The 13,498-nt window shown below is 58.7% G+C and carries 15 protein-coding genes; 7 read left to right on the top strand and 8 right to left on the bottom strand.

What is annotated here, in order from left to right; translation table 11 throughout:
• Window positions 1-21: 21 nt before the first annotated feature.
• The 4 genes from ASB66_RS09615 to ASB66_RS09600 form a co-directional block, all read right to left on the bottom strand.
• Window positions 22-1,074: a sensor histidine kinase gene (locus ASB66_RS09615; protein WP_114386424.1), complete on the bottom strand. Its 1,053-nt coding sequence runs from the start codon at window positions 1,072-1,074 to the stop codon at window positions 22-24.
• 263 nt (window positions 1,075-1,337) lie between these two features.
• Window positions 1,338-1,667, bottom strand: coding sequence for an Imm40 family immunity protein (imm40, locus tag ASB66_RS09610; RefSeq protein ID WP_060719004.1), 330 nt, complete (start codon window positions 1,665-1,667; stop codon window positions 1,338-1,340).
• Between the two features lie 161 nt (window positions 1,668-1,828).
• A complete protein-coding gene (locus tag ASB66_RS09605) occupies window positions 1,829-2,326 on the bottom strand; it encodes a DUF2199 domain-containing protein (RefSeq protein ID WP_060719005.1) in 498 nt (165 codons plus the stop codon).
• 265 nt (window positions 2,327-2,591) lie between these two features.
• Window positions 2,592-3,014: an organic hydroperoxide resistance protein gene (locus ASB66_RS09600; RefSeq protein ID WP_060719006.1), complete on the bottom strand. Its 423-nt coding sequence runs from the start codon at window positions 3,012-3,014 to the stop codon at window positions 2,592-2,594.
• Window positions 3,015-3,196: 182 nt separating this feature from the next.
• Between ASB66_RS09600 and ASB66_RS09595 the strand changes: the two genes are divergently transcribed.
• Window positions 3,197-3,643 carry a MarR family winged helix-turn-helix transcriptional regulator gene (locus tag ASB66_RS09595; RefSeq protein WP_060719007.1) on the top strand — a complete coding sequence of 149 codons (447 nt, stop codon included), beginning with the start codon at window positions 3,197-3,199 and terminating at the stop codon, window positions 3,641-3,643.
• A gap of 3 nt (window positions 3,644-3,646) precedes the next feature.
• Here ASB66_RS09595 and ASB66_RS09590 read toward each other — a convergent pair whose 3' ends face one another.
• Both ASB66_RS09590 and ASB66_RS09585 read right to left on the bottom strand, forming a co-directional pair.
• On the bottom strand, window positions 3,647-4,360 hold the full coding sequence (locus ASB66_RS09590; protein ID WP_060719008.1) for a L,D-transpeptidase: 714 nt from the start codon (window positions 4,358-4,360) through the stop codon (window positions 3,647-3,649).
• A 192-nt stretch (window positions 4,361-4,552) separates the two neighbouring features.
• A complete protein-coding gene (locus ASB66_RS09585; protein WP_060719009.1) occupies window positions 4,553-5,386 on the bottom strand; it encodes a L,D-transpeptidase in 834 nt (277 codons plus the stop codon).
• A gap of 208 nt (window positions 5,387-5,594) precedes the next feature.
• Between ASB66_RS09585 and ASB66_RS26690 the strand changes: the two genes are divergently transcribed.
• The 4 genes from ASB66_RS26690 (at window position 5,595) to ASB66_RS09570 (ending at window position 8,011) form a co-directional block, all read left to right on the top strand.
• Window positions 5,595-5,753 (top strand): hypothetical protein, encoded by a 159-nt coding sequence (locus tag ASB66_RS26690; RefSeq protein WP_234612705.1) that lies wholly within the window; start codon window positions 5,595-5,597, stop codon window positions 5,751-5,753.
• Window positions 5,754-5,759: 6 nt separating this feature from the next.
• On the top strand, window positions 5,760-6,152 hold the full coding sequence (locus ASB66_RS09580; protein ID WP_060719010.1) for a hypothetical protein: 393 nt from the start codon (window positions 5,760-5,762) through the stop codon (window positions 6,150-6,152).
• A gap of 79 nt (window positions 6,153-6,231) precedes the next feature.
• On the top strand, window positions 6,232-7,122 hold the full coding sequence (locus tag ASB66_RS09575) for a thermonuclease family protein (protein WP_060719011.1): 891 nt from the start codon (window positions 6,232-6,234) through the stop codon (window positions 7,120-7,122).
• Between the two features lie 256 nt (window positions 7,123-7,378).
• A complete protein-coding gene (locus ASB66_RS09570; protein ID WP_060719238.1) occupies window positions 7,379-8,011 on the top strand; it encodes an NAD(P)H-dependent oxidoreductase in 633 nt (210 codons plus the stop codon).
• Window positions 8,012-8,026: 15 nt separating this feature from the next.
• On the opposite strand, the gene ASB66_RS09565 is transcribed toward ASB66_RS09570, so the two are convergent.
• Both ASB66_RS09565 and ASB66_RS09560 read right to left on the bottom strand, forming a co-directional pair.
• Window positions 8,027-9,052, bottom strand: a complete 1,026-nt coding sequence (locus ASB66_RS09565) for a hypothetical protein (protein ID WP_060719012.1) — start codon at window positions 9,050-9,052, stop codon at window positions 8,027-8,029.
• A gap of 63 nt (window positions 9,053-9,115) precedes the next feature.
• Window positions 9,116-10,588, bottom strand: a complete 1,473-nt coding sequence (locus ASB66_RS09560; protein ID WP_060719239.1) for an MDR family MFS transporter — start codon at window positions 10,586-10,588, stop codon at window positions 9,116-9,118.
• Window positions 10,589-10,881: 293 nt separating this feature from the next.
• On the opposite strand from ASB66_RS09560, the gene ASB66_RS09555 reads away from it, so the two are divergent.
• Both ASB66_RS09555 and ggt read left to right on the top strand, forming a co-directional pair.
• Complete coding sequence (locus tag ASB66_RS09555) at window positions 10,882-11,451, top strand: MarR family winged helix-turn-helix transcriptional regulator (protein WP_234612707.1); 570 nt, start codon at window positions 10,882-10,884, stop codon at window positions 11,449-11,451.
• A 329-nt stretch (window positions 11,452-11,780) separates the two neighbouring features.
• Window positions 11,781-13,469, top strand: coding sequence for a gamma-glutamyltransferase (ggt, locus tag ASB66_RS09550; RefSeq protein WP_114386497.1), 1,689 nt, complete (start codon window positions 11,781-11,783; stop codon window positions 13,467-13,469).
• The last annotated feature ends 29 nt before the right edge of the window (window positions 13,470-13,498 follow it).

Raw genomic sequence — 13,498 nt, 5'->3', positions numbered from 1 at the left:
TTTAGAGAGCATTTTTGTTCCTTAAGCCGCTGGAAAAAAGTCGGCCTGAAGGTCCGAGCTTTCCCGATGACTGATTGTGACAATCGTCCCTGGCTCCGCGCTGCTTAACGTAATCTCGCCGTTCATGTTTCTCACCAGCGCCTCGACAATACCCGTTCCCAATCCCGCCTTGGGTGCATCGTTGCCCACCGGCATTCCTATCCCGTTGTCGGCAATGGTAAGCGTCCAGTCCTTGCCCGCCGACCGATAGTCAATGACGATTGTCCCGGCCCGCCCGTCGGTGAAGGCATGTTTGAGGGCATTGATCACCAGTTCGGTTACGACCAGACCCAGACTTATCGATACGTCCGCCTCTACGGCGCTATCATCGACCTTCACCTGGATCGATAGCCTCTCGGGGTCGGCGATCATCGATGCGCCGAGGCTTTGGCAGAGTTGCGTGAAGTAGGCTCTGAGTTCAACGCTGCCGCCGGGGGATGCGGAAAGCTGCCGTTGCAGCGCCGCAATAGACATGATGCGCTGACGAGCATCGTGCAGATGTCCGCGCGCCTCCTCCGACTGAACCCGACGGGCGCTCTGCATCAGCACGCTGGCGATGATTTGCAGACTGTTGGCGACCCTATGCTGGACCTCCTGCAACAGGATAGCCTTGTCACGCACCAGATCGTCTTTCAGGCGCGCTTCGGCACGCATCTCGGTCACGTCGGTTATGGCCAGAAGCAGACGAATATGGTCGAGGTCGCCATCGTCGAGCGTGCGTGCATTGACGACCAAACGCCGCGTTTTCTGGTTTGGTCGCTTCAGGTCGAGCTCATAGGCATCGATGCTCGCACTGCCGGTCGCAGTCGCCGTTAACAGCGACAAAAGCCTGGGCATCGCCCATTCCCCGCTTCCAAGCTCGCCGAGGTGCCTACCGGGGACGGATGTAGGGTCGATCTCGAATGCCCGGCAAAATGATGTGCTCGCCGCAATAATTCTAAGATCGTCAGACAGAAACAACAACGGTTCGTTGGAAGACATCACCACGGCAAGCGTGCTCGCCGCTTCAAAATGGATTGTCGGTATTTGTGGCATAAAACAGGCCCTCTAGGGCCGAAGACTTGCGGAGCAAGCCATGACTCGGCAGGCAGCGTCGGAAAATCGATGACGTCAAGTCCAACGCTGTCACTGTAACACGCCTGACGCGTGATTGTTGCATCAAATCGCCCAACTTGAGCGCAGCCCTGTCAAAGGGTTCAGGGCAAGCGCGCTTTTCGGTGATACGATGTTGGCTGGTCCGTTGATAGGAGCCGGGCTGCACCGGGCGTGCCAGGGTACCAGTTATCAGCCTGCTGCGGTCATGCATCACTAGTTACAATCACGAAGTAGGCATCATCGTCAGGATAATTCCTCACATAGCTGCTTGCCTTCAAAGCGCTGGCTAATACTGCGTCACTGTCGATACACGAAGTCGAAGGTTCGAAGTACCAGTTTGCATAAGTGTCACGAAAGCACTTGTCGGGTCCGCTCAGGACGTCTCCGCCCAGAATGACAATGTCGGCGTCACGCAGCTCGCCAATCGCATTGAGAACCTGCTCTTTGGTGAGAGCCCAGTTACTACGTTCCGGCCCCAGCCAGACCCCAACCGCCAGTATTCGATCTGCTTTATCGGACCAGATGATCTGCACGCTGTTCCTCCTGGCGAACCTAACACAACTCTACAATGGCTGTAGCCAATTTATCAGTACCCGGACTTGGCAAAGCTGCCGAAGCAGCCGGCCTGCCTGTGACCCAAAGCAATTACCGCCCTACTTCCCTGCTGACTATGCCTCACTTTGATTACCATTTTTCATTTGTGCATGTAGGCAGCATAGATCTCAGCGACACGCTCGATGCTCATTCCGTTCCGCTGCTCAATAGAAAGGGGATGATTGCTTGGTTCCAGTACAATACTGGGCCTGACACCATTATTCCTGAGATGAACTTCTACCGCCAAGTTTATCGTGTCCGGGTAAATCGAGAGCTGCGACGATAGCCAACCGAAGTAGGGACCATATATATCGCGCGCTGACGTTTCGTAGAGATACGAAAACTCGGCGAAACTCTTGTTGCTCAGCGACACCCAAACGCCCCAGGTAAAGGGTTCCGAACTCCCCTGTACAGGTATCTCGATAAGTCCACGTGCGAAGAAATATTCGCCATCTATGACGCACAGATCGGTGGTCAACTCACACCGAGCACTGCGTTGCTCTTCAGGCATTCCAAGGTAATAACATGGCGCGTCGATGGAAAAACTCGGCATGCCTTCATGCCATTCGTCACAAGCTGCACACTTAAAACGAAACATGCCGTCTCCACCCCTCAATTCACATGCACACGCCAACCTTTTAAGTAAGGCATAATGTCCCTGCCCTAGCTGTCCAGTGTTTTTACCGTCCCATCAATTTCGAAAGACACTTCCTTTTGCTGAACCGTGAGTACTCAGCACGCACCTTCGAGGCCCGCTTCTGGCGTAAAGTTGACATCAAGGAACACCCCAAAACCTCCTTGGTCCCAAACGACGAAAGGCCGGTCCCGCCAGACCGGCCTTTCGCATATCCGTTACCTCAGCCTCAGGCCAGCGTAGCGGATACTTCTGTTGCCGTGCGCATGGCGTGGCTGTAGGGGCAGACGATGTGGGCGGCGGCGACGAGTTTTTCGCCGGTTTCGCGGTCGATGCCTGGCAGGTCGACGCTGATGGAGACTTCGATGCCGAAGCCGGTGCCGTCTTCGCGGGGGCCGATGCCAACCGTGGCGGTGACCTTGGCGTCTTCAGGCACCTTCACCTTCTGCTGGCCAGCGGCAAACTTCAGCGCGCCGAGGAAGCAGGCGGAATAGCCAGCGGCAAACAGCTGCTCGGGATTGGTGCCGGTGGCGCCATTGCCGCCCAATTCCTTCGGCGTCGTCAGCGTTACATCCAGAACGCCGTTGTCGCTGACAGCGCGGCCTTCACGACCACCGGTTGCGGATGCCTTGGTTGTGTAGAGAATAGCCATGAGAGAGTCTCCTTTTTGAAAACTGGGCGTTTTGGTTGGTTGAAGGCCGGAACAGTGTGCCAGCCGCTGCGTCTGCATTGTTAGTATCACGCAATTCAATTGCGCGCAATTGTTTTTTGCACATTGCATTTTTATGACAAGACTGGGAGAATGTGCCCTCACCTGCATGAAGGATAAGGCCGATGGACAAGACGAATCTGGTGCTGGACAAGCAGCTCTGCTTTGCACTTTACGGCGCATCGCTGGCGCTGACGCGCACTTACAAGCCGCTGCTGGAGCCGCTGGGCCTGACCTATCCGCAATATCTTGTGATGATGGTGCTGTGGGAAACCGACCATCTGGCGGTCAAGGCACTGGGTGAGCGCCTGGGGCTGGACAGTGGCACGCTATCGCCGCTTTTGAAGCGGCTGGAACAGGCCGGCTTCGTCACCCGCCAGCGCCAAAGCCAGGATGAGCGGCAAGTGACCGTCTCGCTGACAAATAAGGGCGCTGCATTACAGGAAAATGCGTTGGAGGTGATGGCTGCAATTGGCACGGCCACTGGCTGTAGCCTGGAAGAGATCGCGGCGCTGCGCGATCAATTGCAGGATTTGCGCGGCAAGCTGAATGCCGCCGCGCAGGACTGCTGATCCCTATTGCAGGACGATGATCCGCGCCTTGTTCGGCACCCGGTCATAGAGGTCGATAATGTCCTGGTTCATCAACCGCACGCAGCCCGAGGACATCGCCTTGCCGATGGAGTTCCATTCCGGCGAGCCGTGCAGGCGGTAAAGCGTGTCCTGACCGTTCTGGAAGATGTAGAGAGCGCGCGCGCCCAGCGGGTTCATCAGGCCCGGTCCCATGCCGCCATTGGCGGAGGAATATTTGGCCAGTTGCGGCTGGCGGGCGACCATTTCATCCGGCGGCGTCCATTTTGGCCATTTCTGACGCCATTGTATCACGCCTTCGCCCTGCCAGGCAAAGCCCTCCCGGCCAATGCCGACGCCGTAGCGCATGGCCGTGCCGCCCTGTTCCACCAGATAGAGGAAGCGGTTGGGCGTATCGACGACGATGGAGCCTGCCGGATAGCCGGTCGGATCGCTGACGCGCTGGCGATAGTAGCGCGGCGGGATCTGCTGGTAGGGAATGGCCGGGATGACGAAGCCGCCATCGACCACTTCGCCATACATGGCGTCCAGCTCCGGCGTAGATGGCGCCATCGACCCCATGGGCTGCACCATGCCACCCAGCGACCCCTGGTCATAAACCGGAGGGCGATAGGAAGAGGCGCAACTGGAGAGAAGAGCTGCCGCTCCAAGGCCGGAAAAAGAGAGAAAGGCACGGCGGGAAAAATCGGGGCTTGTCATAAACGATGGTACATCCTGCTGGTCAGCAGCGCACAAACGCACGCTGTACGGTTTTGTTCCGCAAGATCCAGTCTATAACGCATCGCATGAATTTCACTGCCAATAGCGCACACACATGTTCACATTTGCGCCATAGCGTGTCGTTCCGGCAACAGGCTGATAGGCGAACCTCGACCGTGGCGGCCCACAGCCTTACATAACCACGATTTCGGCCTTGTCGCGCACGCGGGAATAAAGATCAATCACATCCTGATTGAACATCCGCACGCAACCTGACGAAACGGCCTTGCCGACGGATTGCCAATCGGGCGTGCCATGGATGCGGTAAAGCGTGTCGCGGCCATTCTGGAAGATATACAGCGCGCGCGCACCGAGCGGATTGCGCAGGCCCGGCTCCAGCCCGCCTTGCGCGGCGGCAAACTGGCGCATGTCGGGCTGGCGCTCGACCATGTCGTCGCTTGGGGTCCAGCGCGGCCAGGTCTTCTTGAATTGAATGACGCCCCGGCCCTGCCAGGCAAAGCCCTGCTTGCCGAGGCCAACGCCATAGCGCATCGCCCGGCCATTGGCCTCAACCAGATAGAGATAATGCGCCTTGGTATCGACCACGATGGTGCCGGGCCGTTCCGTGGTCGGATAATCAACCTCCTGCCGCAGGAAGCGCTTGTCCACCCGGTCGAGCGGAATGGCAGTCAGCGTGTGGCCGTCATCGCTCATCTGCCCATAAATCGCCTTCTGCATCGGCGTGGCAAACGGCGAAACATAGGGCTCGGCTGCTGGCATCCCATAGGTCTGGTGGAAAGGCGTGGTGAACAGGCCCATGAATTTATTAGGCTTTTCCGTCGGCGGCGCAGCCATCGGCTGGTTCCAGGTCGGCGCGGTCTGGGCCGCAAACACTTCCGTATTCATCCGCTGCGTATCCGTGACGAAATAGCAGCCGCCGAGCACAGACAGCGACAGGCAGCCAAGCCCTGCCAACAGGGCGCGAGCGACACGGGAAAACGGGCGGATAAAAACAGTGGACGACATTGCGCAACCTGGCCTGGTTCGAGATTGCCACAAGACTGACAGACGCGGCTGGCGCGAAGCTGGTGAAGGGGTGAGCTTTGAGCGCAACGAAAACGATGAGGCCGCAGCCCCAATCACCATGGAGAAACATCGGAACACAATCAAAGATAGAATATTACACGCAAGTTTTGATTGATAATTCGGTTAAAAATTGAAGTCGGAGGTCGAGTTGAGCACAACGATTTCATCCACCACCACGACATCGCCCAGCAGCGTTTATCAATCAAAGCAGACGCCACGGCTGCCCGACGATTTTTACGAAACCGAATACACAAAGCTGGAAGATCTTCCCGCTGAAGATACCAACAGCGAACCAGCCACCGTATAGGGCGTATTGCGTCTCAGCACGGGAACTGTAACGCTCTATAATGAAGGCGGCTCCAGATACAATCCGTACGAACAGGGAACCGACTTTTCGCAATGGGGTGAGGGTATCGATTGGGAAAACCTTGACACCCCGGAAGAACGCGCCGCCGCCATCATGGAAAAACACGGCGGCAAATTCACCGCAAGCTCTGTCGAAAGCGGCGACAAGAGCCTGACCAGCGAACTGATGAGCAAGATGCTCAGCAGCGATGCGCTGGTGGACCGGATGTTGATTACCAGTTCCGGTGAAAGCCTGGAAGAGGGCTTACTGCCCTCAGACGAAGAGGCGGATGGGGCGCAAGCGAGTGCCTCGGTCGCGTCAGCCACCAGCACATCGCAAGTGCAATCCACAGCCGCCTGATTACCCTTCTCTGTCTCACCCATGACACAGATCTGCGGTTTGCTCCTTCCCAACCATTGATGGCAAAGGAGGATCGCCCATGGCCTTGCAGAATTATCGCTACGTTCCCGGCACGATCATCATCATCGGCAAGCAGCCGGATGGCGATTCGGTGCGGTTTCGCCCGGATGATGAAAGCCTGCTGGCCGATATCTACCGCGCCCATCTGCTGCGCCCCGCCAAGGATGGCAGCCATCAACTGCGGCTGGAAGGCATCGATACGCCCGAAACCCATTACGAGAGCAAGGCGCAGCCGCGCGGCGGGGTGGCGCGGGATTATCTGCTGCGCGATCTCATCGGCTTTTCCTCCTTTTCGCTGTCGAAAGAAACCGTCACCGCCGCCGAGCCGCAAACCATCCAGGCCGGTATTCTGACGGCCTCCGCCGATGTTCATGGGCGGCCAATTTCCTATCTGACGTTTGACGGCAATCCGTTTTCCTCCGGCGATACGGGCGCGATTTCAACCAAGACCCTGGAGGCCAGCGCCAATTACCGGCTGATCTCCAGCGGCATGGCCTATCCCATGCTCTATAGTTCCGCGCCGGTGGACCAGCGCCAGACGATTTCCGAGGCCGCAAGACAGGCGCGGGATGCGGGCCTCGGCGTCTGGGCGGTGGACAAGACGGAACGGTTTGCCCTCACCGACCTCACCGATCTTGGCTGGGCGAGCGGCAGCAAGCCGGGCGAAGAAGAGGAAGACGGCACCGGCAAGGCCCAACTGATTTTCCCGAAACTATTTCGGCGTGGCTGCGATTTTCTCAAATCTGGTGAGACCGATCTGGTGGAATGGTTGCGCAAGACGGAGAGCGAAAACGACAAGGTGATTATCGACAACCGCACCGAAGTGCCGCTGTCGCAATTGCTGCGCCGGGAAAACGACCGCTACCGTTTCGATGCCGACCTGACCCAGGCGGTTTTCGTCGAAAAGTAGCTTTGTTCCGCCATGAAAAACCCTCGGTAATCCCTAGAGGGTGAACGCTGTATTCATCATCCCGCCGGTTGCCGAAGCCCGCCTGCCCGCCTACATCGGGCAGGCAATTGTACTTCCATAATACGAACTGCCATCGAAGACGGCAGTTCGTATTTCCTTTTCGAATATCTCAAGCCTTTGCTGCATTTGAGATATTCGAAATTCTTCAAGGCGAGGATGCGTGAGCATCTTCAAGCCTTCGCATAAGGATATTATCGTGCTGCTTGATAAATTGAACTGGCGTTATGCCGCCAAGAAAATGGACCCGTCGAAAACTGTTGCTGAAGACAAGGTCGAGCGTATTGTCGAGGCGGCCCGGCTGGCGCCAACCTCCAGCGGCTTGCAGCCGTTTTCCGTGCTTGTCGTGACCAACAAGGAGATCCGCGAGCGCATCAAGCCAATCGCCTGGAACCAGGGCCAGATCACCGATTGCTCGCATCTGCTGGTGTTTGCCGCCTGGGACAATTACACGGCGGAACGGATCAACACGATGTTCGATCTCACCAATGCCGAGCGCAATTTCACCAATGAAGGCTGGGAAAACTATCGCAAGATGCTGCTGGATACCTATCCGCCGCGCGACCCCCAGGTAAACTTCGAACATGCGGCCCGCCAGGCCTATATTGCGCTGGGGCTGGCCCTAACGGCTGCTGCCTTCGAAGAGGTGGATTCAACACCGATGGAAGGTTTCGACCCGGCAGCGCTGGATGAAATCCTCGACCTGCGCGCCAAGGGATTGCGCTCCGTCGCCATCCTGCCGCTCGGCTATCGCCAGCCGGACGGTGACTGGCTGGTCAACCTGAAAAAGGTCCGCCGCGCCCGTGAAGACTTCGTTATCGAGGTGAAGTGAGAGGATCTTTCCTCCTCATTCCCGGCAATCGGCCAGCGCCGTGACCGGCGCGTTGACGATCAACACTCCGAACGAGGGATAGAGCCGGCTGAGAACCGCCGTCACTTCGGGACTGACAACCCAAACTTCCCGGCCCTCGCCACTGCATTGCGCATGGCGGGGGCCAAGGGCGGCTTCCAGCGATTGTTCCGTCTTGCGAAAACCGAACAGATCGTTTTCACCGGCGTAAAGAAACAGGCTAGACGGCTTGCCAAACCTGGAGACGATGCAAAGGCGCAGGCTGGCCGAAAACGTGCCGATGCCGCCAAGCTGCTGCTGCGGTTTGGCGATATCCAGTTGTGCCGAGCAATTGTCCGGCCTTTCAACGGCGACTTCACCATAAGACTTCAGCCAGGCCTCCATGGCATTCGCATCACTCCATGGCGGCGGCTCAGTCTTCAGCCGGGTGAGCAATCCCGTCAATGCCACCTTGTCCACCAGCGCATTGGGCGGCGCGGAATTGATCTTGCAATTGGCATCCGGAGGTGCCGACGCAAACAATGTCAGTTGCGCGGTGGCTTCCGTCTCGTAGACATCGACCCGCAAGGCCAGCGAACGGTCCTTACGAACCGCCCAATAGGCGTGAGTATCATCGCTGCAGGTGGGATCGGATGGGCCGAAGGTTTGATCGAGCTTTTGGCGAAAACCATCCGCTGCCGCCTTGCCCGTAAACCGCATGTCGATCAGCGTGCCGCGCACCTCGTCATGAGCGACTGGCAGGACATAGACCAGACCCGGCACATTGCCGGTCAACTGGTGCAGGCTGGCGGTTTCTTCCGGCGGGGAGACCAGACCGGCGAAATGCGCGGCCAGAACCGCTTCATCCCCCAGCGCCTTTTCCAGATCGCCGACCTTCTCGACGATCCGTGCTGCATCCCCATCACCCAGAAAGCCGGGATCGCGGGCGGTGAAAGGTTCCGCCGCCATGGTGGAGACGGCAGCAAACAGGCCAGACAAGGCAGCCGCCGCAAGGGCGAAAATGATACGGTATACCGGGGCCATGCTTGCCTTCAACCAAAGAGAACTTTGATCCTTGGTTAGCACAGCCCCACTATACCGGGCAAATCACTCCGCCACGGCCTCGACCGGTTTCGGCGTTCCGCCGGTCGGCAAACGGACATTTTTCAAGCAGCAGGACGCGATAAAGCCGCAGCCGATAATCAGCGCCATGCTGATAAACACCGGCCCGAACGCATGGGCATAGCTGGCCGACACCGCCGCGCGGGCAGCCGGGTCCAGCGCCGCTATGGCCGCCGGTGTCAGGCTTTCAATATTACCGACGCCGGGGATCACTGCGCCGCCGGTCATGAAAGCTGATAGCACAGCGCCATAGATGGAAATGGCGATGGAGGCGCCGCCCATCCGGGTCAATGTCACAGTGCCGGTCGCCGCTCCGACATCCTTCTGCGCCACCGCATTCTGCACGCCAATCACCGGGATCTGCTGGCCGATACCGACGCTGATGCCATGCATCAGCATCAGCGCACCGATGACCGCAATCGGCGTGCCAACAGGCAATTGGCTGAACAGGGTAAAGGCAATGCAGCTGCCCGCGCCGCCGATGATACCGAAGATCTTGTAGCGTCCAGTCGAGGAAATCAGCCGTCCGCTGCTGAGTGATCCGATGGCGATGCCGCCCGTCACAGCAATGAACAACAGACCAGCCAGCGTCGGCGACAGCCCGGTGGTGGTTTGCAGATAGAGCGCAACATAATTGACAGAGCCGATACCGACAGCACCGCTGGCCAGCGATATGATCCACAGCAGCCGGGCAGTGGAATTACGCATCAGGCTGATCGGCACCATGGGTTCTGCAGCCCGCTTTTCCACTTGCACGAACAGCACGGCGCAGACCAAGCCGAAGGCAACGACGCCGAGGCTTCCCGGAGCCACCAGCGAACCGAAAATCTGGCCGCTATCGGCCCAGAACACCACGCTGGTCACAGCACAGGCCAACAGCAGCGCGCCGGCATAGTCGATCTTTGGACGGCGATGCGGCTTGCGATAGGGCAGATAGAGGCCAAGCCCGACCAGCACCAGAATGCCGATGGGCAAATTGACGAGAAAGATCGACCGCCAGCCGAACAGGTCGCTCATCGTGCCGCCCAATGTGGGGCCAACCGCGCCTGATGCCATCAGCACCAGGCTGGAATAGCTCTGGTAACGGGCCCGCACCCGCGGCTCGAACAGATCGGCATTGATGGAAAAGATCGACACCATGATGCCGCCGCCGCCAAGCCCTTGCAGCACCCGCGCCGCAATCAGCGTGTTCATCGAGACCGCCGAGCCGCAGATCAGCGAGCCGACGGTAAAAATCGCGATGGCCGTCATCATTACATATTTGCGGCCAAACAGATCGCCCAGCTTGCCATAGAGCGGCATGACCGCGCTGGTGGCCAGAAGATAGGCGGACCCCACCCAGCCGAATCGCTCCAACTGGCCGAACTCGCCCACAATAGTCGGCAATGCCGTGGAAACAATCTGATTGTCCAGCGTCGCCATGAACAGCGCCGTCATCAGGAACAGAAACAACATCATCCGCAGGCGCGGGTCCGGCACCAGTGACTGGAAGGGTGGCGGCTCCACCGTCTTGGGAGCGACGGCCGGATCGGACAGGGCAGTATCCATGCAGAAATCTCTTTGGTTGCAAGGCAGAAGGAGCTGGAAAGGCGCGATTGTCTGGGGTGCTATGGCCTGAACGAGCGGAGAACGAAAGGTTCGTTGCTCTTGTCATATATATGATAAAAGCATATATTGCATTTTATTGTCAACGTGCACATATGTGATAAAAGCACATATTTTCGTGAACTCCGATCTGCACTGGCTTGCGCATGACCCAACCTCAAGACCGCGCCGAACATGTCACAGCCCAAGGCGCCGATCTTGCTGGTGATCAAGCCCCTGCGGGCGTCGAAAATGCTTTGGACGGCATTTCCCAGACCATGGCCCGGCTGCGCATGATGATGGGTCGCCGCTTCATGTCGCGCATCGCGCTCAGCCGGATGGGCGAGGGCCACGGCATGGAGCTTTCCCATTTCGATGTGGTGAAGGTCGTTTCCCATGCCGCGCGTGGCCAGGAAGTAACCGTCGGGGTGATTGCCGAGCAGATGCGCATCGATCCGTCGCGGGCCAGTCGTGTCGTGGCCGATCTCGTCCGGCGCGGCGCCCTGCGGCGCGAGGCTTCCCAGGCCGATGCGCGGCGCACCATCGTGGCCCTGACGCCAATCGGCGAGGAATTGCTGCACCACTTCGACAGTGTGCGCCGCGAGGTGATCGGCCAGACCGTGGAAGACTGGAGCACCGAGGACATCATCACATTCGAAACCCTGTTCGACCGCTTCATCTGCGGGCTGGAATGCCGGGGAACGATACTGGCCAAAGAGGCCGGGGATAAGATTTAATACGAAGGGCGTCTTCCATTCTACCGCAGATCGCCGCCGGTTTTGCATGACATCGGGTGCGCATGAAACGATCGATCTGAAAATCGGTCCGATCTTGCCGCTGCCGTGGTTGCAAGATCCGTTATGGGTGATACCTTTCGACCTCGCTGGATGACCGTATTCTCTTCCGGCCAATGATTGTCCCGGAAAAGGGAAATCCGATTTTTCCGAAAAGACAAACGAAAACCTGTTGTGCTCCAGAGGTCGTTTTCATGATTATGTTCCGCTCCAGATCTTGGTTGTTCCCATCATCGGGCCTATTGACGGCGCTGGCACTGGTGCTTGCGCCGATGACATCGCTTCATGCCGCCTCGCCTGCTCCGGTCGAAGGCCGCAATGGCATGGTGGTCACGGCCCAGCATCTGGCCACCGATATCGGCGTTGCGGTGCTGAAATCCGGCGGCAATGCCGTCGATGCCGCCGTGGCCGTCGGATACGCGCTGGCTGTGACCTATCCGACCGCCGGCAATATCGGCGGCGGCGGCTTCATGACCATTCGCCTCAAAGATGGCAGCACCGATTTCATCGATTTCCGTGAAAAGGCGCCGCTGGCCGCCAAGAAGGATATGTATCTCGACGACAAGGGCGAGATCGTGCCGCGTGCCAGCCTGGATGGCTATCTGGCCGTCGGCGTACCCGGCACCGTCAAGGGGCTGGAACTGGCGCGGGAAAAATACGGCGCCAAGGACCGTACCGCCCTGCTTGCCCCGGCGATTGCGCTGGCCCGCGACGGGTTTACGCTCAACCAGGGCGATGCCGCCATTCTGGCCGGTGGCGCCAAGCGGCTGGCCAAAGACCCGGCGGCGGCAAAAATCTTCCTGAAAGCCGATGGCGCGCCCTATGGCGCAGGCGAAGTGCTGAAACAGCCGGATCTTGCCCAAGTGCTGGCCAGCATTGCCGAAAAAGGCCCCGACGCTTTCTACAAGGGCATGCCCGCCCAGGCGATTGCCAAGGCCAGCGCCGATGGCAAGGGCATATTGACCGCCGCCGATTTCGAAACCTATGCGGTGCGAGAGCTAAAGCCGGTCGAGTGCGACTATCGCGGCTACCACATCATCTCCTCGCCACCGCCATCCTCGGGTGGGGTGATCATCTGCGAAATCCTCAACATTCTAGAGGCCTATCCGCTCGCCGAGCAGGGCTATGGCGCGGCCACCACCGTGCACCAGATGGTTGAGGCGATGCGCTATGCCTATGTCGACCGCAATGCGGCGCTGGGCGATCCTGATTTCGTCAACAATCCGCTGCCAAAAATGCTGGACAAGGCCTATGCCGCCGAGATCCGCGCCAAGATCACTCCTGGTAAAGCCGGTCAATCCGCCAATCTGAAGCCGTTCGGCGGCAAGGAAAGCACCGAGACCACGCAATATTCGATCATCGACGGTCAGGGCAACGCGGTCTCCGTCACCTATACGCTGAACGGCTCGTTCGGCGCGGGCGTGGTCGCCCCCGGCACCGGTATTCTGCTCAACAACGAGATGGACGATTTCACCTCCAAGCCCGGTGTGGCCAATCTCTACGGCCTGGTGCAGGGCGAGGCCAATGCGATTGCCCCGAAGAAAACCCCGCTGTCCTCGATGAGCCCGACCATCGTTACCAAGGATGGTAAGCCGTTCATGGTGATCGGCAGCCCCGGCGGCTCGCGCATCATCACCATCACGCTGGAATCAATCCTCAACGTGGTGGATTTCGGCATGGACATTTCCGCCGCCGTCAACGCACCACGCATTCACCATCAATGGCAGCCGGACAAGATCTATTACGAGCCCTACGCGCTATCGCCCGATACGCTCCAGAAGCTGAAGGACATGGGCTATACGCTTGATGGCGGCAATGACGGCCCGGTCTGGGGCCAGGCCGCCGGCATTCTGGTCGGCGGCAAAAGCGTAGCCGACATTGCCAAGGCCGGGGACAAGGCATCCGGCTATTTTGGCGCCATCGACACCCGGGCCGTGGCCGGTTCCGCCAAGGGCTATTGACGGGGCTTGCCGACGATGACGGTGGCCGG

The sequence above is a fragment of the Gillisella vitis genome, assembly GCF_001541345.2.
In the GTDB taxonomy this organism is placed as follows: Bacteria; Pseudomonadota; Alphaproteobacteria; order Rhizobiales; family Rhizobiaceae; genus Allorhizobium; species Allorhizobium vitis.
This window is presented reverse-complemented; position numbering and strand designations above follow the sequence as displayed.